The sequence below is a fragment of the Kitasatospora sp. NPDC004799 genome, assembly GCF_040609095.1.
Lineage (GTDB): Bacteria > Actinomycetota > Actinomycetes > Streptomycetales > Streptomycetaceae > Kitasatospora.
Genome location: NZ_JBEXJK010000052.1, coordinates 1 through 24,131 on the forward strand (window position 1 = coordinate 1; position 24,131 = coordinate 24,131).

Annotated in this window: 19 protein-coding genes; 15 read left to right on the forward strand and 4 right to left on the reverse strand. The window is 74.8% G+C overall.

Going from position 1 to position 24,131, the window contains the following annotated elements; genetic code table 11:
• The 13 genes from ABZW03_RS10035 to ABZW03_RS10095 all read left to right on the forward strand — a co-directional run.
• Positions 1 to 1,387: right-handed parallel beta-helix repeat-containing protein (locus ABZW03_RS10035; RefSeq protein ID WP_355254510.1), on the forward strand; the 1,387-nt coding region annotated here is incomplete at its 5' end.
• 103 nt (positions 1,388 to 1,490) lie between these two features.
• Positions 1,491 to 2,756, forward strand: coding sequence for an O-antigen ligase domain-containing protein (locus ABZW03_RS10040; protein WP_355254512.1), 1,266 nt, complete (start codon positions 1,491 to 1,493; stop codon positions 2,754 to 2,756).
• A 2-nt stretch (positions 2,757 to 2,758) separates the two neighbouring features.
• Entirely contained in the window at positions 2,759 to 4,030 is a 1,272-nt protein-coding gene (locus ABZW03_RS10045; RefSeq protein WP_355254514.1) for a glycosyltransferase, read from the forward strand.
• On the forward strand, positions 4,030 to 5,265 hold the full coding sequence (locus ABZW03_RS10050) for a class I SAM-dependent methyltransferase (protein WP_355254516.1): 1,236 nt from the start codon (positions 4,030 to 4,032) through the stop codon (positions 5,263 to 5,265). The genes ABZW03_RS10045 and ABZW03_RS10050 overlap by 1 nt, the downstream gene beginning before the upstream one ends.
• Entirely contained in the window at positions 5,262 to 6,074 is an 813-nt protein-coding gene (locus tag ABZW03_RS10055; protein ID WP_355254518.1) for a glucose-1-phosphate cytidylyltransferase, read from the forward strand. The genes ABZW03_RS10050 and ABZW03_RS10055 overlap by 4 nt, the downstream gene beginning before the upstream one ends.
• On the forward strand, positions 6,071 to 6,718 hold the full coding sequence (locus ABZW03_RS10060; protein WP_355254520.1) for a PIG-L family deacetylase: 648 nt from the start codon (positions 6,071 to 6,073) through the stop codon (positions 6,716 to 6,718). Before ABZW03_RS10055 ends, ABZW03_RS10060 begins: the two co-directional genes overlap by 4 nt.
• Positions 6,719 to 6,721: 3 nt before the next feature.
• Positions 6,722 to 7,747 (forward strand): SDR family oxidoreductase, encoded by a 1,026-nt coding sequence (locus ABZW03_RS10065; RefSeq protein ID WP_355254522.1) that lies wholly within the window; start codon positions 6,722 to 6,724, stop codon positions 7,745 to 7,747.
• Positions 7,735 to 9,018: a DUF4910 domain-containing protein gene (locus ABZW03_RS10070; RefSeq protein WP_355254524.1), complete on the forward strand. Its 1,284-nt coding sequence runs from the start codon at positions 7,735 to 7,737 to the stop codon at positions 9,016 to 9,018. Before ABZW03_RS10065 ends, ABZW03_RS10070 begins: the two co-directional genes overlap by 13 nt.
• Before the next feature lie 5 nt (positions 9,019 to 9,023).
• Positions 9,024 to 10,367 (forward strand): hypothetical protein, encoded by a 1,344-nt coding sequence (locus tag ABZW03_RS10075; protein ID WP_355254526.1) that lies wholly within the window; start codon positions 9,024 to 9,026, stop codon positions 10,365 to 10,367.
• Positions 10,364 to 11,311, forward strand: a complete 948-nt coding sequence (locus ABZW03_RS10080; protein WP_355254528.1) for a glycosyltransferase family 2 protein — start codon at positions 10,364 to 10,366, stop codon at positions 11,309 to 11,311. Before ABZW03_RS10075 ends, ABZW03_RS10080 begins: the two co-directional genes overlap by 4 nt.
• Positions 11,308 to 12,552 (forward strand): polysaccharide pyruvyl transferase family protein, encoded by a 1,245-nt coding sequence (locus ABZW03_RS10085; RefSeq protein ID WP_355254530.1) that lies wholly within the window; start codon positions 11,308 to 11,310, stop codon positions 12,550 to 12,552. Before ABZW03_RS10080 ends, ABZW03_RS10085 begins: the two co-directional genes overlap by 4 nt.
• Positions 12,549 to 13,100 (forward strand): dTDP-4-dehydrorhamnose 3,5-epimerase, encoded by a 552-nt coding sequence (gene rfbC, locus ABZW03_RS10090; protein ID WP_355254532.1) that lies wholly within the window; start codon positions 12,549 to 12,551, stop codon positions 13,098 to 13,100. The genes ABZW03_RS10085 and rfbC overlap by 4 nt, the downstream gene beginning before the upstream one ends.
• Positions 13,101 to 13,107: 7 nt before the next feature.
• A complete protein-coding gene (locus ABZW03_RS10095; RefSeq protein WP_355254534.1) occupies positions 13,108 to 14,451 on the forward strand; it encodes a glutamate-1-semialdehyde 2,1-aminomutase in 1,344 nt (447 codons plus the stop codon).
• 7 nt (positions 14,452 to 14,458) lie between these two features.
• On the opposite strand, the gene ABZW03_RS10100 is transcribed toward ABZW03_RS10095, so the two are convergent.
• Positions 14,459 to 15,244, reverse strand: a complete 786-nt coding sequence (locus ABZW03_RS10100; RefSeq protein WP_355254536.1) for a phosphatase PAP2 family protein — start codon at positions 15,242 to 15,244, stop codon at positions 14,459 to 14,461.
• Positions 15,245 to 15,513: 269 nt separating this feature from the next.
• On the opposite strand from ABZW03_RS10100, the gene ABZW03_RS10105 reads away from it, so the two are divergent.
• Positions 15,514 to 17,295: an ABC transporter ATP-binding protein gene (locus ABZW03_RS10105; protein ID WP_355254538.1), complete on the forward strand. Its 1,782-nt coding sequence runs from the start codon at positions 15,514 to 15,516 to the stop codon at positions 17,293 to 17,295.
• The gene (locus tag ABZW03_RS10110; RefSeq protein WP_355254540.1) at positions 17,292 to 19,052 is read left to right on the forward strand and encodes an ABC transporter ATP-binding protein; all 1,761 of its coding nucleotides are present in this window, start codon (positions 17,292 to 17,294) and stop codon (positions 19,050 to 19,052) included. Before ABZW03_RS10105 ends, ABZW03_RS10110 begins: the two co-directional genes overlap by 4 nt.
• 86 nt (positions 19,053 to 19,138) lie before the next feature.
• On the opposite strand, the gene ABZW03_RS10115 is transcribed toward ABZW03_RS10110, so the two are convergent.
• The 3 genes from ABZW03_RS10115 to ABZW03_RS10125 form a co-directional block, all read right to left on the reverse strand.
• Positions 19,139 to 20,266, reverse strand: a complete 1,128-nt coding sequence (locus tag ABZW03_RS10115) for a nucleotide disphospho-sugar-binding domain-containing protein (RefSeq protein ID WP_355254542.1) — start codon at positions 20,264 to 20,266, stop codon at positions 19,139 to 19,141.
• 29 nt (positions 20,267 to 20,295) lie between these two features.
• On the reverse strand, positions 20,296 to 21,651 hold the full coding sequence (locus ABZW03_RS10120; protein ID WP_355254544.1) for an ATP-grasp domain-containing protein: 1,356 nt from the start codon (positions 21,649 to 21,651) through the stop codon (positions 20,296 to 20,298).
• Positions 21,652 to 21,840: 189 nt separating this feature from the next.
• Positions 21,841 to 23,901: a PEP/pyruvate-binding domain-containing protein gene (locus ABZW03_RS10125; protein WP_355254546.1), complete on the reverse strand. Its 2,061-nt coding sequence runs from the start codon at positions 23,899 to 23,901 to the stop codon at positions 21,841 to 21,843.
• Between the last annotated feature and the right edge of the window lie 230 nt (positions 23,902 to 24,131).

Below are 24,131 nucleotides of genomic sequence, written 5' to 3' on the forward strand. Positions count from 1 at the left end.
GTGCGAGCGGCCCGAGCCCGGGCCGGCCACGGCGCCGGCGGGCGCGGTGACGGTCGACCCCGCGGTGGTCGGCGACCTGGCCGCGAAGACCGACAGCAGCCCGCCGCACACCACGTTCTGGCTGCTCCCGGGCACCCACACGCTCCTGCCCGAGCGCTACGCCCAGGTGACGGCCAAGCAGGGGGACGTCTACCTGGGCGCGCCGGGCGCGGTGCTCGACGGCCGGCGGACCAACAACTACGCGTTCAGCGGGACCGCCCCCGACGTCGCCATCCGCCACCTGACCGTGCAGGGCTTCGTCGCGCCGCACGACGAGGGCGTGGTCAACCACGACATGGCCGACGGCTGGGTGATCGAGCACACGACGATCCAGCGCAACTCCGGCGCCGGGCTGATGGCCGGCGCCCGCCAGCAGGTCCGCGCCAGCTGCCTGCGCGAGAACGGGCAGTACGGGATGAACGCCTACAAGACCGGCGACTCCATCCGGGGCCTGCTGGTCGAGGGCAACGAGATCACCGGCAACAACACCGACGACTGGGAGCGGCGGCAGCCGGGCTGCGGCTGCTCCGGGGGCGTCAAGTTCTGGGCCGTCAACGGCGCCGACGTCCGCGGCAACTGGGTGCACGACAACCGCGGCGCCGGGCTGTGGGCGGACAACAACAACAACGACTTCCGGATCGAGAACAACGTGCTGGAGGCCAACGACGGCGCCGCGCTGATGTACGAGACCAGCTACAACGCGGTCGTCCGGGACAACACGATCCGGCGCAACGGCTGGGTCGAGGGCCGCCGGCACGCCGCCGACGAGGGCGACGACTTCCCGTACGCGACCGTCTACCTGTCCGAGTCCGGCGGCGAGCCGCGCGTCCCGGCCCGCACCGACCGGATCGAGGTCTACCGCAACGTGCTGGAGGACAACTGGTCCGGGATCACCCTGTGGGAGAACGCCGACCGGTTCTGCAACAGCCCGGCCAACACCTCCACCGGCTACTGCACCCTGCTGGTGCCCGACACCAACCGCTGCGCCAAGCCGGCGATCGACACCGCGCCGCTCTACGCCGACTGCCGGTGGAAGACCCAGCGGGTGGACATCCACGACAACCGCTTCCTGCTCGACCCGTCCGTCGTCAAGTGCGCGGCGGCCTGCGGCCGGATGGCGGTGCTCGCCAACTACGGCACCTACCCGGACTGGTCGCCGTACCGGGGCAAGCGGGTCGCCGAGGCGATCACCCTGGAGCAGGACAACCGCTGGCACGACAACGTCTACCGGGGGCCGTGGAGCTTCGTCGCCGACGACCCGGGCCGGCGGCTGGAGCCCACGCAGTGGCAGGGCGCGCCCTACCAGCAGGACGCCGGCAGCACCTTCACCGCCCGGGCCGGTGGTTGAGGTGGCCGGGAGCCGGGTGCGCACCGGACGAACAGGCGCGGCAGGCGCGGCGGGCACGGCGGGTACGGCGGGTACGGCCGGGCGACCGGGCGCGGGGGGTGCGGTGCTCGCGGCCGAGCGGCGCCCCGACGCCCCGCCGAAGGCCGTCTGGATCGTCTGGGCGCTGCTGGGCCTCAACACGCTCGGCTCCGCCGGGGCGAAGACCGTCGTCCGGCTGCCCCGCTCCCTGATCCAGATGGCCACCATGGGCGCGCTGGTCTCCGCGTTCGCGCTGGCGCTGCTGCTCAACCGCCGGCTGCGGATCCGGTCCGGCGCCTTCCTGTCCCTGCTCACCCTGCTGCTGGTGCCGAGCGTGATCTCCAGCCTGCACCTGGAGGTCGGGTTCGGCGCGCTGTTCCGCTGCGCCCGGCTGGCCCTGTTCGTCGGCACGCTGTGGCTGCTCAGCCGCTGGTGGGACGGCGGGCTGACGTTCGTCCGGACCCACATCCGGATGTACTTCGCGGTGCTCGTCTCGGTGGCCGCCGGCCTGGTCGTCTCCCCGGGCACGGCCATGCCCGAGTACTACGGGGGCCGGCTGGTCGGCGCGCTGTGGCCGCTCACCCCGCCGCAGATCGGCCAGTACTCCGCGGTGATCATCGGGCTCACCGTGCTGCTCCTGCTGGACCGCCGGACCACCGGGGCGAGCGCGGCGGTGGTCATCGTGCCGACCTTCGTCCTGCTCGCGATGACCCACACCCGCACGGCCACCATCGGCCTGCTCGCCGGGCTGGCGCTGGCGATCGGCTCGCTGGTGCTGACCAGCGCCGCCGCCCGCCGGTTCTTCGCCTGGGCGGTGGTGTGCGCCGCGGTGGCCGCGGTGGCCTTCGCCTCCGCGCTGCAGACCTGGTTCATGCGCGGGCAGAGCAAGGAGAACTTCTCCAACCTCACCGGCCGGGCCAAGGTCTGGGACGCCCTGCTGACGCAGCCCCGGACGATCCCGGAGGAGGTGTTCGGCATCGGCCTGGGCGACAAGTCCTTCGGCGGGCTGCCGATCGACAACAGCTGGCTGGCCGTCTACAACGAGCAGGGCCTGCTCGGCATCGCCGTGGTGGCGGCGATCCTCCTGGTGCTGGGCGGCGTCGCGCTGCTGCGCCCGCCCTCGCTGTCCCGGGCCTGCGCGATCTTCCTGATCAGCTACGTCGCGATCTCCTCGTACACCGAGGCCGGGCTCGGCGACGCCTCGCCGTACCTGCTGCACCTGGCGCTGGCCGCCTCGCTGCTGGCGACGCCCGCGCCCGTCGCGGCCACGCCCCTGACCACGGCCCCGGCGGCGCCCGCCGTCCGGCGACGCCGCCCCACCCGCTGGGCCCGCAACCGGGAGGTGACCTGACCATGCACGTCCTCGTGGTGCACAACCGCTACTCCTCGGCGCAGCCGAGCGGGGAGAACAGGGTCGTCGACGAGGAGGTGGGGCTGCTGCGCGCGGCCGGCCACCGGGTCGACCTGTTCGAGCGGCGCAGCGACACCATCGCCGCCCGCTCCCTGCTCGGCAAGGCCGCGGTGCCGTTCCTGGTGCCGTGGAACCCGGCGGTCCGCACCGAGCTGGCCGCCCGGCTGCGCGCCGAGCGGCCGGACGTGGTGCACGTCCACAACGTCTTCCCGCTGCTGTCGCCGGCGGTGCTGGCCGGCTGCGCCGACGCCGGCGTGCCCGTCGTGGCCACGCTGCACAACTACGGCCAGGTCTGCCCGCCCGGCACCCTGCACCGGGACGGCCGGCCGTGCACCGAGTGCGTCGGGTCGGCGGCGGCGCTGCCCGCCGTCCGGCACGGCTGCTACCGGAACTCCCGGCTCGCGACCGTGCCGCTGGCGGTCGGGCTGACGGTCAACCGGCGGCGGTGGTGGTCCGGCGTGGAGCGGTTCTTCTGCATCTCCGCGGCGCAGCGCGAGGTCCTGGTGCGCTCCGGCATGCCGGCCGAACGGCTGGTGGTGAAGCACAACTTCGTGCCCGACCCGGACGCCCGGCGGACGGGCGGGGGCGAGCACCTGCTCTTCCTCGGCCGGCTCGCGGAGGCCAAGGGCGTCCGGCTGCTGATGGCCGCGTGGGACGAGCTCGCCGCGCGGGGCGGGGTGGGCGTGCCGCTGGTGCTGGCCGGCGCGGGGCCGCTGGAGCGGGAGGTGGCCGCCTGGGCGGCGGGCCGGGAGGACGTGCGCCAGGTCGGCCTGTACGACCCGGAGCAGTGCCGGCGGGCCGTCGCCCGGGCGGTCGCCGTGGTGGCGCCCTCGGTGGCCCAGGAGACCTTCGGCCTGGTGGTCGCGGAGGCGATGGCGGCCGGCGTCCCGGCCGTCGCCGCCGGCCACGGCGCCTTCGTCGAGCTCGTCGAGGACGGGGTGACCGGGCTGCTGCACACCCCGGGCGACGCGGCCTCGCTCGCGTCCTGCCTGCGCCGGATCACGGCCGGGCCGGACGGCAACCGGGAGATGGGCCGGGCGGCCCGGCGCCGTTACGAGCAGGGCTTCAGCCCGGCCGTCGGGCTGGAGCGCCTGGTGGAGGGGTACCGCTCCGCGATCGCGGGTCGGTCCGGCGGCGGGGACGGCCCGCCGCCGGGAAACGGAAACGCTGGCCCGCGGCGGGGCACCCGCGCGGGCAGGAATGGGGGCAGTTGATGACAGGATGCCGACTCTGCGGTTCGACGGCGATGGGGAGCGTCGTCGACCTGGGGGCGACCCCGCCGTGCGAGAGCTTCCTCGCCGCGGACCAGCTGGACCGGCCGGAGCCGACGTACCCGCTGCACCTGCGGGTCTGCACGGACTGCTGGCTGGCGCAGATCCCGCCGCTGATCACACCCGAGGAGACGTTCACCCAGTACGCGTACTTCTCCTCGTACTCGACCTCCTGGGTGGAGCACGCGCGCGCCTTCGTCGCGGATGCCGTCCCGCGGCTGGGCCTGGGCCCCGACTCCTTCGTGGTCGAGGTCGCGAGCAACGACGGGTACCTGCTGCGGCACGTGGTGGAGCGGGGCATCCGCTGCCTGGGCGTCGAACCGTCGGTGAACGTCGGCGCCGCGGCCCGGGAGGCGGGCGTGCCCACGCTGACGGCGTTCCTGGACCCGGCCACCGGCTCGGCCGTCCGCGCCGAGCACGGCCCGGCGGACCTGGTCGTGGCCAACAACGTGTACGCGCACATCCCGGACGTGGTCGGCTTCACCCGGGGGCTGCGCGCCCTGGTCGCCGACGACGGCTGGGTCTCCGTCGAGGTGCAGCACCTGCTGACGCTGATCGAGGAGAACCAGTACGACACCATCTACCACGAGCACTTCCAGTACTACACGGTCGCCTCCGCGATCCGGGCGCTGGCCAGCGGCGGGCTCGCGCTGGTGGACGTCGAGCTGCTGCCCACGCACGGCGGCTCGATCCGGTTGTGGGCCCGGCCCACCGAGGTGGCCGGCGAGCCGAGCGCGCGGGTGGCCGAGGTGCTGGACCGGGAGAAGGCCGCCGGGCTGCAGGAGCTGTCGGGGTACACCGAGTTCTCCACCCGGGTGGCCAAGGTGCGCCGGGACCTCCTGCGGTTCCTGGTCGAGGCGGCCGAGCGCGGCGAGACGGTCGTCGGCTACGGCGCCCCGGGCAAGGGCAACACCCTGCTCAACCACTGCGGCATCCGGCCCGACCTGCTCCCGTACACCGTCGACCGGAACCCGTACAAGCACGGCAGGTTCACCCCGGGCACCCGGATCCCGATCCTGCCGCCCGAGCGGATCGCCGCCGACCGGCCGGACTACGTCCTCGTCCTGCCGTGGAACCTGCGGGCCGAGCTGGTCGAGCAGCTGTCCTTCGTGCACGAGTGGGGCGGCCGGCTGGTCTTCCCCATCCCGGAACTGAGCATTGTCGAGGTCGCGTCGTGAAGGTCGTCCTGTTCTGCGGCGGTTACGGGCTGCGGATGCGCAGCGGAGCCTCCGACGACGTGCCCAAGCCGATGGCCATGGTCGGCCCGCGGCCGCTGATCTGGCACGTCATGCGCTACTACGCGTACTACGGGCACACCGAGTTCATCCTGTGCCTGGGCTACGGGGCGCACCACATCAAGGAGTTCTTCCTCAGCTACGAGGAGACGGCCTCCAACGACTTCGTGCTGCGGGGCGGGAAGGCCGAGCTGCTGTCCACCGACATCGCCGACTGGACGATCACCTTCGCGCAGACCGGCATCGAGTCGCCGATCGGGGAGCGGCTGCGCCGGGTTCGCCACCACCTGGACGGCGACGAGATGTTCCTCGCCAACTACGCCGACGTGCTCACCGACGCCCCGCTGCCGGAGATGATCGACCGGTTCGCCCGGCGCGACGCCGGCGCGTCGATGATGGTGGTGCCGCCGCAGTCCTCCTTCCACTGCGTGGAGTTGGGCGAGGACGGCCTGGTCGGGGGGATCACCGCGGTGAGCGACATGCCGCTGTGGGAGAACGGCGGCTACTTCGTGCTCCGCCAGGAGGTCTTCGACCACATCCCGGAGAACGGGGACCTGGTCGCCGACGGCTGCGCGGGCCTGGCCAAGCGCGGCCGGCTGGTGGCCCACCGGCACCGCGGCTTCTGGAAGCCGACCGACACCGTGAAGGAGCGGGCCGCGCTCGACGCCGGCTACGCCCGGGGCGACCGCCCGTGGGCGGTCTGGGAGCGGGACGGCGCGAGCCCGACCGGCGCGGGGGTGAGGACCGCGTGATCCGGCTCGGGACCGGACGCCTGGACCGGATCGTCGCGGTGGCGGCGCACTGCGACGACCTCGCCATCGGCGCCGGCGGCACGCTGCTGACGATGTGCCTCGCCCGGCCGGGCCTGCGGGTCGACGCCCTGGTGCTCTCCGGCGGGGGCGGCGAGCGCGAGCAGGAGGAGCGGGCCGCGCTCGCCGCCTTCTGCCCGGACGCCGACCTGCGGCTGACGGTGCTCAAGCTGCCGGACGGCCGGCTGCCCGCGCACTGGGACGAGGCCAAGGCCGCGGTCGAGGAACTGCGCGGGCGCAGCGAGCCGGACCTGGTGCTCGCCCCGCGCACCGAGGACGCGCACCAGGACCACCGCGGCCTGGCGAAGCTGGTGACCACGGCGTTCCGCGACCACCTGGTGCTCGGCTACGAGATCGTCAAGTGGGACGGCGACCTCGGCCGCCCGACCGCGTACCAGCCGCTGGCCCCGGAGGTCGCCGAACGGAAGGTGCGGTTGCTGCTGGACCACTACCCCTCGCAGCGGCACCGTCCCTGGTACGACCGGGAGGCCTTCCTCGGGCTGGCCCGGATCCGCGGCATCGAGTGCCACGCGCGCTACGCCGAGGCCTTCGCCGTCACCAAACTCGTTCTCACCTTGGAGGGCTGACCGATGCGCGTACTGCTGACCGGACACCAGGGCTACCTGGGCACCGTGATGGCCCCCGTCCTCGCCGAGGCCGGGCACGAGGTCGTCGGCCTGGACGCCGGCCTGTTCGCGGACTGCGTCCTCGGCCCGGCGCCCGCCGACCCGCCCGGCCACCGGGTGGACCTGCGCGACGTCACGGCCGAGCACGTGGCCGGGGTGGACGCCGTGATCCACCTGGCCGCGCTGTCCAACGACCCGCTGGGCTCGCTGGCGCCGGACCTCACCTACGACATCAACCACCACGCCTCGGTGAAGCTGGCCAGGCTGGCCCGCGACGCCGGGGTGCGGCGCTTCCTGTACGCGTCCACCTGCTCGGTCTACGGCGCGGCCGGCGGCGACGAGCTGGTGGGCGAGGACGCCCCGCTGCGGCCGGTGACGCCGTACGCGGAGTCCAAGGTGCGGGTGGAGGACGACCTGCACGACCTGGCCGACGGCGACTTCAGCCCGGTGTTCCTGCGCAACGCCACCGCCTTCGGCTACTCCCCCCGGCTGCGCGCCGACATCGTGCTGAACAACCTGGTGGGCCACGCGCTGCTGTCCGGCGAGGTGCTGGTGCTCTCCGACGGCACCCCGTGGCGCCCGCTGGTGCACGCCGCCGACATCGCCCGGGCCTTCGCCGCCGCGCTGACCGCGCCGCGCGAGGCGGTGCACGACGAGGCGTTCAACATCGGCAGCGAGGCCAACAACGTCACCGTCGCCGAGATCGCCGGGCAGGTCGCCGAGGCGGTGGAGGGCTCGACGGTGCGGATCACCGGGGAGGCCGGCGCCGACCCCCGCTCCTACCGGGTGGACTTCTCCCGCTTCCGGGCCGCCGCCCCCGACTTCGCGTGCGAGTGGACCGTGAAGCGCGGCGCCCTCGAACTCGCCGACGCCTACCGGGAGTTCGGGCTGACCCGGGAGGCCTTCGAGCGGCGCTTCACCCGGCTGGCCGTGCTGCGCGCGGCCTCCGAGGCCGGCACCGTCGACGACACCCTGCGGTGGCGCCGGTGACCGCGGTCGGCGAGGAGATGCACGCCCTGGTGGAGCGGCTGTACCCGCTGTGCCGGAGCATCACCGGCGACGGGGTGCGCGCCACCCTGGACATCGTCGGCGAGTACCTCCCGCTCCGGGTGCACGAGGTGCCGACCGGGACGCGGGTGCTCGACTGGACGGTGCCGCAGGAGTGGAACATCCGGGAGGCGTACATCGCCGATGCGGCCGGCCGCCGGGTCGTCGACTTCGCCGACTCCAGCCTGCACGTGCTCGGCTACAGCGTGCCGGTGGCGGCACGGATGCCGCTGGCCGAGCTGCGCGGGCACCTGCACACCCTGCCCGACCACCCGTCCTGGGTGCCGTACCGGACCAGCTACTACACCCCGGAGTGGGGGTTCTGCCTGGCCCAGGAGGTCCTGGACGCGCTGCCGGACGGCGAGTACGAGGTGCGGGTCGACTCCACGCTCGCGGACGGCCACCTCACCTACGCCGAGCACGTGGTGCCCGGGCAGGTCGCCGACGAGGTGATCGTCTCCTGCCACGTCTGCCACCCGTCGCTGGCCAACGACAACCTGGCGGGCGTCGCCGTGGCGGTCTTCCTGGCCCGGGAGCTGGCGCGGCGCTCGCCGTACTACACCTACCGGTTCCTGTTCGCCCCCGGCACCATCGGGGCGATCACCTGGCTGGCCCGCAACGCGGAGCGGGTGGAGCTGGTCAAGCACGGGCTGGTGCTGGCCTGCGCCGGGGACCGCGGCGACCTGACGTACAAGCAGAGCCGGCGCGGCGACGCGGAGATCGACCGGGTGCTGCGGCACGTCCTGTCCATCTCCGAACGCCCGCACCGCGTCACCGAGTTCACCCCGTACGGCTACGACGAGCGGCAGTTCTGCTCGCCCGGGTTCGACCTCGGCGTCGGCTCGCTCAGCCGGACCCCGTACGCCGGGTACCCCGAGTACCACACCTCGGCGGACGACCCGGACTTCGTCACGCCGGAGGCGATGGCGGACACCCTCGCGGTCTGCCGCGAGGCCTTCGCCGTCCTCGACCGCAACCGGCGGTACGTCAACCTCAGCCCCTACGGCGAACCGCAGCTGGGCCGGCGCGGGCTGTACGACTCGCTCGGCGGGCGCAGCGACGCCAAGCAGGCGCAGCTGGCCATGCTCTGGGTGCTCAGCCTCTCCGACGGCGAGCACAGCCTGCTGGACGTCGCCGAGCGCTCCGGGCTGCCGTTCGACACCGTCGCCGCCGCGGCCGACGCCCTGCACGGCGCCGGCCTGATCAAGGCCTGACGCCGATGACCACCGAGGAGGAGCGGACGACGAGCCCAGCGCACCCGGCCCGGCGGGGCGGCGGGCGGGGCCTGGCCGGGCGGCTCAGCTGGGGGCTGGCCGACCAGGCGGTCTCCAGCCTGACCAACTTCGCGGTCGGGGTCTTCGTGGCCCGCTCGCTGGGGGTGACGGCGTTCGGCGTGTTCAGCCTGGCCTGGCTGACCTACGGGCTGGTGCTCAACGTCTCCCGCGGGCTGGCCACCGACCCGCTGATGGTGCGGTTCAGCGGGGTGCCGGAGGCGCTCTGGCGCACCGCGGCGGCCCGGTCCTCGGGCACCGCGCTCGTCATCGGCTCCTCCCTCGGTGCCGTGTGCGCGCTGGCCGGGCTCGGCGTCGGCGGCCGGGTCGGGCCCGCCTTCGTCTGCCTCGGCCTCGCCCTGCCCGCGCTGCTGCTGCAGGACTCCCGGCGGTTCGCCTTCTTCGCCGCCGGCGCCGGGCGCAAGGCGTTCACCAACGACCTGGTGCAGGGCCTCGCCCTCGTCCCGGCCATGGTCGTGGCGGCCCGGGTGGGCAGCGTGGCCGCCTTCCTGCTGGCCTGGGGCGCCGCCGCCGCCGTGGCCGCCGGGTACGGCTTCCTCCAGTCCGGCATCCGGCCCCGGGTGACGGCGGCCCGCGGCTGGCTGCGCGAGCAGCGCGACCTCGGCAGCCGGTACCTGGTCGAGAACGTCAGCCTCAGCGGCGCCGGCCAGCTGCGGGCGTACGGGCTCGGCGCGATCGCCGGGGTCGGCGCGGTGGGGACGGTGCGGGGCGCCGAGCTGCTGCTCGGCCCGTTCCTCGCCCTGCTGATGGGGCTGTCCCTGGTGACCGTGGCGGAGGCGGCCCGGGTGCTGCGGCAGGCGCCGGGCCGGCTCGGCGGGTTCTGCCTGCGGCTGGGCGGCGGGCAGGCCGCCGCCGCGCTGCTCTGGGGCGCCGCGCTGCTGCTGATGCCGGACCGGATCGGCGAGCTGGTCCTCGGCGACGTCTGGCACTCCTCCTCGCAGCTCATCGTGCCGGCCACCCTCGGCGTGGCCGGTGCCGGCCTCGGCAGCGGCGCGGCGGCCGGGCTGCGCGCGCTCGCCGCGGCCCGGCGCAGCCTGCGCTGCCAGCTGGTCGCCTCCGCCTGCTACCTCGGCGGCGGGCTCGGCGGAGCCGCCCTGGCCGGCCCGGCCGGCTCCGCCTGGGGCGTCGCCGCCGCCACCGCCTGCGGCTCGGCCCTGTGGTGGCAGCAGCTGCGGGCCGCCCTGCGCGAGCACCACCGCGCCCCCGACGACGGCGTGGCCGACGCCGACGAAGACGTAGCCGACGACTCTCCCGAAGTGAGGACACCATGACCGCCGTGCCCCGACTGAGCATCGGGCTGCCCGTCTACAACGGAGAGGAGTACCTCGCCGAATCCCTCGACGCCCTGCTCGGCCAGACCTACGAGGACTTCGAGCTGGTCATCTCCGACAACGCGTCGACCGACGCGACCCAGGACATCTGCCGCCGCTACGCCGCGCGGGACTCCCGCATCCGCTACCTCCGGCTGCCCCGGAACATCGGCGCCTCGCCGAACCACAACCGGGTCTTCGCCGAGTGCCGCGGCGAACTGTTCAAGTGGGCCTCGCACGACGACCTGTACGCCCGGGACCTGCTGCGGCGCTGCGTGGAGGCGCTGGACGAGCGGCCGGAGATCATCCTCGCGCACGCCGACCAGGCGGTCGTCGACGGCGAGGGCCGGGTGAAGGTCCCCTACGAGTACGGGCTCGCCACCGCCTCGCCGCACGCGCCGGAGCGCTTCCGCAGCATGCTGTTCGAACCCGGCGGCGACGACTTCTACGGGGTGATCCGGGCCGACGTGCTGCGCCGGGTGAAGCCGCTCGACAGCTACCACCACGCGGACCGCACCTTCGTCGCCGAGATCGGCCTGCGCGGGCCCTTCCACCAGGTGCCGGAGCTGCTGTACTTCCGCCGCGACCACCCCACCCGTGCCGAGCGGGCGAACCCCTCCAAGCGCTCCCGGTGCGTCAACCTGGACCCGCGCCGGGCGGGCCCGCTGCACCCGACGCCCCGGCTGCTCGCCGAGTACGTCTGGGGCTTCGTCGCGACGATCCGGCGGGTGCCGCTGTCCCCCGCCGACCGGCGCGAGTGCTACCGCCACCTCGCCGCCTGGGCGGCCAGCCGGGCCCGGCCGGGCAGCGGCGAGCGGGTCGAGGACCGCGCCCCGGTCGACCCGGACCGGCTCACCGTCTCGGTGGACGCCGTCGTCGCCGGGCGCGAGGGGAGGCGGGCGTGAGCTCCGCGCGCGAATCCCCGGTGCGCGTCGGGCTGTTCGGCCTGCTCGGCTCCGGCAACCTCGGCAACGACGGCTCGCTGGAGGCGGTGCTGCGCTACCTGCGCTCCGCGCACCCGGAGGCGGCCGTGGACGCGCTGTGCGGCGGGCCCGAGGCCGTCACCGGCCGGTTCCGGATCCCGGCGACCCGGCTGCACTGGAACCGCGGGGAGTACCGGACCGCCTCGCGGGCGGGCTCGATCGCCGCCAAGGGCCTGGGCAAGGTCGTCGACGCCTTCCGCACCGCCGCCTGGGTGCGCCGGCACGACGTGGTGATCGTGCCGGGCATGGGCGTCCTGGAGGCCACCCTGCCGCTGCGGCCGTGGGGCTTCCCGTACGCGCTGTTCCTGCTCTGCGCCTCCGGCCGGCTGTTCGGCACCCGGGTGGCGCTGGTCGGCGTCGGCGCCGCCGCGATCGGCAGCCGGCCCACCCGGGCCCTGGTGCGCTGGTCGGCACGGCTGGCCGCGTACCGGTCGTACCGGGACGCCCCGTCCCGCGAGGCGATGCGGGCGATGGGCGTGGACACCCGGCGGGACGAGGTCTACCCGGACCTCGCCTTCTCCCTGCCGACGCCCCCGCCGGGCGCGCCCGACGGCCCGGCGGGGCCGGTCTGCGTCGGCGTGATGGCCTTCCACGGCGGGAACGACGACCGCGCCCGGGCGGAGGAGATCCACCGGCGCTACCTCGACGGGACGACCCGCTTCGTCCGCGCGCTGGTCGAGGAGGGCCGACCGGTCCGGCTGCTGTGGGGCGACGACGTCGACGAACCGGTGGTCTCCGCGATCCTCGCCGCGGTGGACTCGCCGCTGCTCACCGCCGCCTCGCCGGCCTCCCTGGCCGATCTGATGGCGGAGGCGGCGGCCGCGGACACCGTGGTGGCGACCCGCTATCACAACCTGATCTGCGCCCTGATGGTCGGCACGCCGACGCTCGCCCTGAGCTACGCGACGAAGAGCGAGGCGCTGATGGCCCGGATGGGGCTGGACGGGTACTGCCACCCGGCCCGCGAGGTCGACGCCGACCGGCTGATCGAGCAGTTCCGGGAGCTGGAGCTGCACGCGGCCGACCTGCGCCGGACCCTCGCCGAGCGGAACCGGACCGCCGCCCGGCAGCTCGACGCCCAGTTCACCGCCCTGACCGCGGCCCTCTTCCCGACGGCCGACCGCACCCCTGCCCGTGCCCGTACCCCCCAGGAGTCCCCGTGAAGGCGACCGAAGTCCCGGCGATCGCCGGCGCGTACCTGTTCGAACCGACCCCGTACGCCGACGAGCGCGGCTTCTTCTGCCGCACCTTCGACGCCGAGGTGCTCCGCTCGGTGGGCCTCGACCCGGGCGCCTTCGTCCAGCACAGCGTGTCCCGCTCGGTCCGGGGCGTGCTGCGCGGCCTGCACCTGCGCTCCGGCGCCGGGGAGGCCAAGCTGGTGCGCTGCTCGTACGGGGAGGTCTTCGACGTCGTCGTGGACCTGCGGGCGGACTCGCCGACCTACCGCAACGTGGCCTGCTTCGAGCTGTCCGGCGAGACCCAGGTGAGCGTGTACGTCCCGGCGGGCTGCGCGCACGGCTTCCAGGCGCTGACCGACACCGCCGACGTCTCGTACCGGATCGACCGTCCGCACGACCCGGCCGAGGACGTGACGATCGCCTTCGACGACCCGGAGCTCGCCGTCCCCTGGCCGCTGCCGCCCGGGTCGGTGTCCGAGCGGGACCGCAAGGCGCCCGGCCTCGCCGAGTTCCTGCGCCACGAGGGGAGGTGACGGCGCCATGGACACGGTCGGCACGGACGACGCGGACGAGTTCACCCTGCCCCGCTCGCGGGCGGCGAACGAGCGGCTGCACGCCCTGGTCCCCGGCGGCGCGCACACCTACGCCAAGGGCGACGACCAGTACCCCGAGGGCCTGGCCCCGGTCATCAGCCACGGCCGCGGCGCCCACGTGTGGGACGTCGACGGCAACCGCTACCTCGAGTACGGCTCCGGCCTGCGGTCGGTCAGCCTCGGCCACGCCCACCCGCGCGTGCTGGAGGCGGTGCGGCGGGAGCTCGACCGCGGCGGCAACTTCGTCCGGCCGTCCGTCCTGGAGGTCGAGGCCGCGGAGCGCTTCCTGGCCACGGTGCCGAGCGCCGAGATGGTGAAGTTCGCGAAGAACGGCTCCGACGTCACCACGGCGGCCGTGCGGCTCGCCCGCGCCGTCACCGGGCGCACGCGGGTGGCCGTCTGCCGCGACCACCCGTTCTTCTCCGTCGACGACTGGTTCATCGGCACCACCCCGATGTCCGCCGGGATCCCGGCCGCGACCACCGAGCTCACCGTGGCCTTCCCCTACGGGGACCTGGCGGCGACCGAGGAGCTGCTCACCCGCTACCGGGACGAGGTCGCCTGCCTGGTGCTCGAACCCGCCGGCCACACCGAGCCGCCGCCCGGGTACCTGGCCGGACTGCGCGAACTGGCCGACCGGCACGGCTGCGTGCTGGTCTTCGACGAGATGATCACCGGCTTCCGCTGGTCCGAGGCGGGCGCCCAGGGCCTGTACGGCGTCGTCCCCGACCTCTCCACCTTCGGCAAGGCGCTGGGCAACGGGTTCGCCGTCGCCGCGCTGGCCGGGCGCCGCGAGCTGATGGAGCGGGGCGGGCTGCGGCACTCCGGCGACCGGGTGTTCCTGCTGTCCACCACCCACGGTGCGGAGACCCACGCGCTGGCCGCCGCGATGGCCGTGCAGGCCACCTACACCGAGGAGGGCGTCACCGCCCGGCTGCACGCCCTCGGCGAGCGGCTGGCCGCCGGGGTGCGCGCGGCCGCCGCCGGGATGGGCGTCGGCGAGCACGTCGTCGTCCGGGGCCGGGCCAGCAACCTGGTCTTCGCCACCCTCGACGAGAACCGGCAGCCGTCGCAGGAGTACCGCACGCTGTTCCTGCGCCGGCTCCTGACGGGCGGGGTGCTGGCCCCGTCGTTCGTGGTGAGCAGCGCGCTGGACGAGGCCGACATCGACCGCACCGTCGAGGTGGTGGCCGAGGCCTGCGCCGTGTACCGGAAGGCGCTGGACGCCGGCGACCCCACCCCCTGGCTGGGCGGGCGGCCGGTGAAGCCGGTGTTCCGGCGCTTCTCCTGACGGTGCGTCAGTTACCGTCCGGCCGACCGGCCGTGTGCCGGTCGGCCGGACGGTCTGCCGGACGGTCTGCCGGGCGGTCGGCCTTCGATTCGGCCTTCGGTTCGGTTGTCGGGTCGGCCGTCGGGTCGGCCGTCGGTGAGGCCGTCCGGTCCACCAGCCACCCGGTCGCCGGCACCACCGCCAGCGCGGTGCACCACCCGCCGAGGGCGTCGGTCGGGTAGTGCGCGCCCAGCGCGACCTGCGCCCAGCCCATGGCGGCGCCGGCCGCCAGCGCCGCCCCGAGCACGACCACCGCGCCGGCCGCCCGGTCAAGACCGAGCCGACCGGCCGCCGGCAGCGCCACCGCCAGGGCGAGCGCGGTGGCGAAGGCGGTGTGCCCGCTCGGGTAGGACAGGTTCTCGACGCCGTGGATGGTGCGCCCCACCACGTGCTTGAGCAGCGTCGCCGCCCCCACCGCCGCACCGGCGGCGACCACCACCGACACCGCCGCGCGGGCCCACCGGAGCAGCAGGCAGCCCGCCACCAGGGCGCCCACCAGCGCCGTGGCCCCCACCGGCTCGCCCAGGAAGTCCAGCACCCGGGCGACGGACCGCCACGGCGGCCCCACCCCGTCCACCGCCGCCGCGATCCGCTCGTCCACCGCCCCGGGCCCGCCCCCGCCGGCGTACCGGATACCGAGCACGGCGACCACCGAGGCGGCGAGGGCCGCGACCAGCGCGAGCCACCCGCGCAGCGCCGGGGGCAGCACCCGGGGCGGCACCGGCCTCGTCGGCCGGTCGGTCACACGCGGCATCGGGATCAGCCTCTCCTTGTCGACCCGACCGGCCGTCCGCTCACGACGAGCCCCCGACGGACCGTCACGAACGGGGAACCGCACCCCTCTTCGCGGCGCCCCGGAAGCCCCGGTCCATGATAGGGGCGCACCGCGCCCCGTGGGCGGCGACCACGGAGACGCCCGCGGACGGCGGCGTCCCGGCCGGGACGCCGTGCGGCCCGGGTGTCCGGCTCCGCGCCGGGCACCGCCGCACCGAGCCCCGGCAGACCTACCCGAGGGGGAGCGAGATGACCGACGGACCGGACCTGCCCAGGGGGATACGCCGGGTCCCGTACACCGACCCGGGATCGCCCGACCACCGGAGCCCGCTGCGGTTCCTCCGGTGGCTCGTGTCGATGCAGCGCACCCGGGTGCTGCTCGGCGCGACCTGGGGAACCCTGTGGATGTGCGCGCTGATGCTGCCGCCGTACCTGGTGTCGCGGACGATCGACGACGGGCTGCGCGGGCGGGACACCGGGGCGCTGGTCGGCTGGGTGGCGGTGGTCCTCGCGGTCGGCGCGCTCGTCGCCGTCCTCGGCATCCTGCGGCACCGCACCATGACCTTCATCCGGACCGACGCCGCCTACCGGACCGTCCAGGCCGTCACCCGGCACGTGAACCGGCTGGGGACGACGCTGCCGCGCCAGGTGTCGGCCGGCGAGCTGACCCACCTCCAGGCCGGTGACATCGGCCGGATCGCCCAGACCCTGACCATCACGGGGCCCGGCGTCGGCGCGGTCGTCGCGTACCTCGCCACCGCCGTCCTGCTGGTCAGGATCTCCGTCGTCCTCGCCGTGGTGATCCTGCTCGGCGTCCCGCTGCTGGCCGTCACCATCGGTCCGCTGCTGGAGCGGCTGCACGGCGCCGAGGGCCGCTACCGCGAGGAGCAGGGGGCGCTGACCGCGCTCGCCGGCGACCTGGTGGCCGGACTCGGGGTGCTGAACGGCATCGGAGGCAAGCCGATGTTCGCCCGGCGCTACCGGCAGCGCTCCCGGGACCTGGTGCCGCTCGGCTACCGGGTGGCCTCGCTCACCAGCTGGGTCCAGGCGCTGGGCGCCTGCCTGCCCGTCGTCTTCCTGGCCGTGGTGACCTGGCTCAGCGCGCGGATGGCGGCGGCCGGCGACATCACGGTCGGCGAACTCGTCGCCGTCTACGGGTACGTGGCGGCGCTCCTGGTCCCCGTCTCGGCCTTCGTCGAGGGCGCCGACGACCTCCCGCGCGGCCTCGTCTCCGCCCGCCGCGTCGTCGACATCCTGGCCCTGCGGCCCGAGTCGTCCCACGAGCGCACCCACACGACGCCGCCCACCGGCCCGGCCGAGCTGCACGACCCGGAGTCGGGCCTGGTGCTGCGCCCCGGGCAGCTGACGGCCCTGGTCGCCGCGCGGCCCGACGAGGCCCGCGCCGTGGTGGACCGGCTGGCCGGCTACACCGGGTCCGACGCCACCTGGGACGGCGTCCACCTCTCCTCCTGGGAGACGACCGCGCTGCGCCGGCACGTCCTGGTGTCCGACAACGAGTCCTACCTGTTCGGCGGCCCGCTGGCCGCCGCGGTGGCGGTCCGGGGCGGGCACACCACGGCGGAGATCGAGCGCGCCCTGCACGCCGCGGCCGCCGAGGACGTCGTCGACCTGCTGCCCGGCGGCCTGGACGCACCGATCGAGGACCGCGGCCGCAACGTCTCGGGCGGCCAGCTCCAGCGGCTGCGCCTGGCCCGCGCCCTGCTCGCCGACCCCGAGGTGCTGCTGCTCGTCGAGCCCACCTCGGCCCTGGACGCGCTCACCGAGGCCGTCGCCGCCGCCCGGATCGGCGCCTACCGGGCCGGCCGCACCACCCTCGTCGTCAGCACCTCCCCGCTGGTCCTCGGCCGGGCCGACCGGGTCTGCCACCTGGTGGACGGCAAGGTCCGCACCGCGGGCACCCACGGCGAACTGCTCGCCGCCGAGCCCGCCTACGCGGCGCTGGTCCTCCGCGGCGACGCCGCGGCCCGCACCGACGCCACCCCGGAACTCCAGGAAGGACCGGCCCGATGAGCCACGACGAAGCCGCCCGCCGCCTCCCGGTCGCCGACCGGGCGACCGTACGACGGGCCAGCCGGCGCCTGCTCGCCGACGACGGCCGGGCGATGCTCGGGGTCCTCGTCCTCACCTGCCTCGCCTCCCTGGCCGGGGTCGCCGGGCCGTGGCTGCTCGGCCGCATCGTCACCCGGGTCGAGGGCGGCGGCCTGACCGTCGGCCAGGTCGACGCACTGGCGGCGGCGGTGCTCGGCTGCGCCCTCGCCCAGCTGCTGCTGACCCGCTTCGCCCGGTACCACTCGCACCGGTTCGGGGAACGCGCCCTGGCCCGGCTGCGCGAGGAGGTCGTCGACCGGACGCTGGCGCTGCCCGGACGCTACGCGGAGCGGGTGGGCACCGGCGACCTGGTGACCCGCTCCTCCCTCGACGTGGGCACGGTGGCCGCCACCCTGCGCAACGCGGCCCCGGACGTCTTCGTCGCCGGCGTCCAGGTGCTGTTCGTCCTCGGCGCCGCGTTCCTGCTCGACCCGCTGATCGGGCTGTGCGCGCTGGTCGGCCTGCCGATCGTGTGGACGGTGAGCCGCTGGTACCTCAACCGGGCCCGGGACGCCTACCTCGCCGAGGGCGCCGCCGCCGGCGGGGTCACCGAGGCGCTCAACGCCACCGCCCACGGCGCCCGCACCGTCGAGGCGTTCGGGCTCGGCCCCCGGCAGGACCTCGCCGTCGACCGGGCGATCGACACCGCCTACCGGGCCGGTGTGCGCACCCTGCGGCTGCGCACCGTGCTGTTCCCCGTCACCGAGTTCGCCCACGCGCTGCCGACGGCGCTCGTCCTGCTGGTCGGCGGCCTGGGCTACCTCGACGGCGCGGTGCGCCTGGGCACGGTGGTGGCCGGCAGCCTGTACATGTGGCAGCTGGTCGACCCGCTCGACCGCGCCCTCAACTGGGTGGAGCAACTCCAGCGCAGCGGGGCCTCGTTCGCCCGCATCAAGGGCATCGGCCTGGTCTCCGAGGAGCCGCCGGCGCTCGACCGGCGGCCGTCCGACGACCGGATCGAGGTCGGTGGCGTCCGGTACGCCTACCCGGGCTCGCGCGACGTGCTCAAGGGCATCGACCTGGTGGTCCGCCCGGGCGAGCGGCTCGCCGTCGTCGGCCCGTCCGGCGCCGGGAAGTCCACCCTCGGCAAGCTGCTGTCCGGCGTCGACGCGCCGGACGCGGGATTCGTCCGGGTCGGCGGCGTGCCGGTCGCCGACCTCGCGGCGGCGGGCGCCCTGGGTGACCGCATCGTCCTGATCACCCAGCAGCACCACGTGTTCATGGGCACCCTCCGGGACAACCTGACCATGGCCGCCCCGGACGCCGGCGACGAGGAGCTGCTCGCCGCGCTCGCCCTGGTCGAGGCCGACTGGGTGCGCGACCTCCCGGACCGGCTGGACTCCGCGCTCGGGGCCGGCGGCCTCGAACTCGACGCGGCCCAGGCCCAGCAGCTCACCCTCGCCCGGGTCCACCTGGCCGACCCCCACACGCTGATCCTCGACGAGGCGACCTCCCTGCTGGACCCGACCACGGCGCGGCAGGCCGAGCGGGCCATGGCCGCCGTGCGCTCGGACCGGACGGTCATCTCCATCGCCCACCGGCTGCAGACCGCCCACGACGCGGACCGCGTCGCCGTCATGGAGTCGGGCCGCATCGTCGAGCTGGGCACCCACGACGAGCTGGTCGCCGCCGGCGGCTCCTACGCGGCCCTGTGGCGGTCCTGGAACGGGGAGGGCTGACTCCCCCCGCACCGCTGACGGGCGAGCAGGGCCCGGGAGACCTCCCCGGGCCCTGCTCGGGCCGAACTACGGCGGGTGCGGCGGCGTCAGCCGGCGAGACCGGTCAGGTGCCGCGCCACCTCCGTCGGGGAGGGCATCGCCGCGATCTCGGCGCCGACCTCCCGGGCGGCGCCGGCCAGCGCGGCGTCGGTGAGCAGCCGGTCGAGCAGGGCCGGCCCGATCTCCTCGGCGCCGGCGGCGAGGCCGGCGCCCCGGTCGCGCACCGCGTCGGCGGTGACGAAGCGGTCGGAGCCGTCGGGCAGCACGAGCTGCGGGATGCCCGCGTCCAGCGCGCTGAGCGCGGTGCCGCTGCCGCCGTGGTGGATCGCGGCCGCGCAGGTGTCCAGCAGCGCCCGCCACGGGATCCAGCCGTACGGGCGGACGTTGTCCGGCAGCGGGCCGAGCGTGCCGAGTTCGAGCTCGCCGGTCGCCAGCACGAACTCCGCGTCGACCTCGGCGGCCGCCGCGATCACCCGCTCGATCCTGGTCAGGCCGTCGGTCTTGGGCGGGACGGTGCCCAGCGTCACCGCCACCCGCGGGCGGTCGGCGGGCACCGTCAGGTGGGCGGGCAGTTCGGCCTCGCCGTTGTAGGCGGCGGGCCGCATCGAGCAGCCGTACCGCTCCCCCGCCATGCTCGGCGGCGCGAGGTCGACGGTCTCGGCCGGCTCGGGCAGCCGGTCGATCCCGTGCCGGGCGAAGGTGTCCGCCATCTCCGCGAGCATCAGCGCGCGCAGCTTCGGGGTGCGGACGAAGCCCAGGTCGTGCTGGACGGCGGGCACGCCCAGCCGGGCCGCCGCGAGCAGGCCCACCGGGAACAGGTACTCGTGGACCACCAGGTCCGGCCGCCACCCGGCGGCGAGTTCGACCACGGCGTCGGCCACCCGGCTGTTGACGTGGGCGGCCAGCGGGACGAAGGCCTCGCGGTCGGCCGAGTTGCTCTCGACCACCCGCCGCATCAGCTCGGGCCGCCGGGTGCGGCCGGCCTCCCGGATCTCCTGGCGCCAGTCGACGCCCGGCGCGATCGGCAGGTACGGCAGCCCGGCGGCGGCGACCGCTTCGCCGCCGTCCATCGAGGCCACCGCGACCTCGTGGCCGAGCCCGCGCATCGCCCTGGCCAGCGGGACCAGCGGGAAGAGGTGGCCGATGCCGGGCGCGCCGGCGAACAGTACTCGCATGGGGGGAACCTCGGTGGTCGGGGCGGGGGTCAGGAGGCGGCCCGGTGCAGGGCGGCTTCCAGGCCGTTGAGCACGGCGTTGCAGTCGCGCTGGAGGGTGTCGGCGTCGACGGCGCTCAGCAGGTAGACGCCGAGCCAGTTGCGCGACCCGGCGGCCGGGTCGAAGGCGGGGACGGTCCGGCCGGCGGGCAGGGCGAAGGCGGGGACGGCCTCGATGGTGCTGCCCGGGGACAGCAGGCTCTGCCAGTCCACGGCCTCGGGGTTCCAGACCGGCGTGGTCCGCCAGGGCACTCCCGCCGCGTCGGCCGGGACGACGGCCAGCGAGGCGGCGGCCCGGCGCCCCTCGGTGAGCATGGCCTCCGGGTACTCGACCCGCTCGCCGAGCAGCTGCCGGACCAGCATGCCGATCGGGTCGAGCCCGAAGACCTCGTGGACCTGCCGGGTGGTCAGCAGGCCGCCGAACCTGGCCGCGGTCTCGATGACGACCAGCTCGCCGTCCTTCATCAGCTTCAGCTCGGTGTGGGTGCCGCAGTTCTCCAGCCCGAGTGCGTCGACGGCCTGCCGCGCGACCTCCTCGATCCGGCGCTGCAGCGGCACCGCCATGACGGAGGGCGAGGTGCTGGCCACCTCGACGAAGGACGGCACGGTCGGCAGCTTGGCGGTGATGGCCAGCGCGTGGTGGACGCCGTCCGCGACGATCCCCTCCACGCTGACGTAGTCGCCGTAGCCGTCCTCCTGGTACCAGCCCTCGGTGGAGCCCTGGGCGATCTCCTCGACCAGGCGGTCCCGGTCGGTGTCGGCGGCGTAGAGCTCGTTCATGCCGACCCGGCTGCCGGCCTGGAGCCCGCTCTCGATCGCGGCCCACGCCGGGGCGGCGTCCGCGGGCGAGTCCAGCACGATCTGGGCGACCGAACCGGCGCCCCAGGCCGGCTTCAGCAGCAGCGGGGGCGTGAACTCGGCCAGCGCGGCGTCCAGGTCCGCGAGGCTGTCGACCCGGCGGAACCCGGGGATCGGCACCCCGGCGGCGGCCCAGGCCTCCCGCATCAGCCGCTTGTCCCGGGCCCGGACGATCCCGTCGCCGGCACCGGCCAGGTGGAGCCGGCGCGCGGCGTGCGCGACGGCCAGGACCGCGAACTCCGAGAGGGTCAGCACGGCGTCCGCGCCGATCGCCTTCGCGTGGTCCACGATCAGGTCGACCAGCTCCTCGCCGCGGGGGGCGTCGGGCACCAGCTCGATGGCGGTGCAGCTGGGCCGCCACACCTCCTCCCCGGCCGTGGGCAGCGGCGCCAGCGCGAGGACGTGCAGCTCCCCGCAGGCGGCGATCCGCGGGAAGGCGTACTCCAGCGGGGCGCCGCCCTTGACGTAGACGTACAGGATCCGGTTCAACGTGCGTTCTCCTGAGGGAAGTTCGTTCGGCCCGGAGCGCGCTCGGGCCGCCTCGCGCGGGCGCGCCGGCGCGCACGCGGGCAGGTCGGCTCACCCGCGGGCGCGCCGGCTCGTGCGGGCGCGGCGGCGCGGGCGGCCCGTCGCCGCTCCGGTCGGATTGGGTGAGCTCGGTCGACGGCGCGGTACGCGTCAGCCGGCGGTGCGGAAGGGGCGCAGCTGCAGCAGGCTGATCCGGTCGCCCTCGATCGCCCACTCGACGTCGACCGGGGTCCCGTACGTCTCGTCGGGCGAGAAGTGCGACTGCAGCAGCCGGCTGATCAGCGCCAGCCGGCGCACGACGTCCTTGGTCGCGGCGTCCAGGTCGGCGGCGGCGGTGCCCAGCGAGACCGTCCGGCTGCCGCCCTCCATGGTGTTGCACAGGTACTGGAGCGGGGCGCCCCGGCCGGAGACCACGTCGGTCACCGAGCGCGGCGAGATGTTGAGGTAGACGCTGCGGAAGTCCTGCGGGCTCAGCGGGTTGCAGGTGACCAGCACGCCGCCGACGGTGGCGCCGACCTGCTCCTGGACGATCACGCCCATCCGGCAGTCGTCCAGCGGGATGCCCGCCTGGCGCCGCAGCAGCACCGCGCGCGGCGAGAACAGCGAGGCCCAGACCTCCCGGACCGCGTCGTGCAGCGCGGCCGTGCCGGTGACCTCCGCCACCGACTCGTAGAGTCCGGCGGCGGAGAAGCCGGGCAGGTCCTCGGCGTTGGAGGAGCTGCGGACGACCCGGACGGCGGCGCCGTACAGGTGCCGGTCGGCCGCCCGGTCGAGCTCGGTGCGGACCGGCTCGGGCAGCGGGGTGCCGCGGACCAGCCGCTGGACGTCGAGGCAGAGCTCCTCGATCCGCTCCGTCCCCTCCTGGGGCGCGTGCTCCTCGCCGGGCGAGGCGCCGTCCCGGAGGGCGGCGTCCAGCCGGGCGACGGCGTCCCGCAGCTCCGCCGAGGAGTCGAGGAAGCGCTGCTGGAGGGAGAACGGCAGCACGATGCCGCGCGGCACCTGGGCGTGCTCCTTCACCAGGAGCTGCGCGGCGGCGTTCAGTTCGGTGCCGTCCGCGTCCTCCGGGAGGCCGAGCTGCCGGGCCAGGTAGCGCAGCAGGTCGCCCCGGGGCGGCCGGGGCACCTGGTAGAAGCCGAGCCAGCGGGGCGAGCCGTGCTGCAGCAGGTGGGTGAGTTCACCGAGGTTGGCGGCCTTGGTGCCGAAGCGCACGTGGTCCCCCGCGCGCAGCTCGGACAGCGCGGTGACGGGCGTGGGCGCGAGGTCGGGCCGGTCCACGGTGATCCGCTCGGTCGGCGGAGCCGGCCGGACTTCCTGCCGGTCCCCCGGTTCGGCGGCTTCGAGGAGGAGGTCCTCCCCGTCGGCCTCGACCCGGTAGTGCACCCAGGACCGGTCGGCAAGCCCGGCGCGCTCGATCCGCTCGACGGCTCCGATGCCGACGGCGTTGGGGATCCGCCAGCCGGCGGCCATCACGTTGATGTGGGAGAGCGGCGTGGTGTGCTCGGTGTGGATGATGCCGGACACCCGGGGGACGTCCTCGGGCACCCGGGGCATCACCACGATGTCGTGCCACTCCAGCGGCTCGGGGTCGGCCCGGTACTCCTCCTCGGAGCGGAACACCCGCAGCCGGCCGTGGGCCGTGCCGGGGTTCAGCGGCACGAACGAGGCCGCGGAATAGAGCTCGTGGGAGAGGACGCGCGGAATCTCGCTCTCCGGAATGGCGGCGAGATAGCCCTCCTGCCGGTGCCCGGCCGGTTTGAGCACCAACCGCAGCGACGGGTCGATGTGTTCGCGCACCCGGTGGTAGAAGAAGCGCAGCATCTCCTGGGACATGGTGTCGACGTCGACCGTTTCCAGGGAGAGGAAGACCTCGTCCTCGTGACCGCTTTCCGTGGCGCGACGGGTGTGGCGGGCGAGGGTGCCGAGATAGAAACGGCGGTCGGGATTCCGGTAGACATCGTCATTGAAGGCATCGAGGCCACGGGCCAGTTCGTCGATCGACATGCCGAGGATCTCGCACGCGATGTACTGCACGTGGAGGGTGCCGTCGGCACTGTCGATGAAGTGGAGCACCGACTCCTCCCGGTCGAGCACGATCTTCACATAGGGATAGCCGCCGACCTGGCCGGCGAGTCCGGAGAACTCCTCGAGGGTGAGCTTTTCGCCTAAGAGGCGGGGCCGCGTGGTCGCGTCGTTGCGATCCGAACGGGTCATGCGCACAGTTCAGCCATTCGTCATCATGTACACGATCGGTACATGTGTTGCAGCAGGGTTACGACTGCATCCACATTGCCATTTGGTATGAACGTTTGACTAATGATCATGTGACATCAGGCCAACATGGATCGATTCGGCCACGGGAATCCCGTCAAGGAAACCGCGCGCCCCATCCGCCCCACCCGCCCGGGGTCGTACAGGAATCGAATCCTCCGGAAATCCGCCCC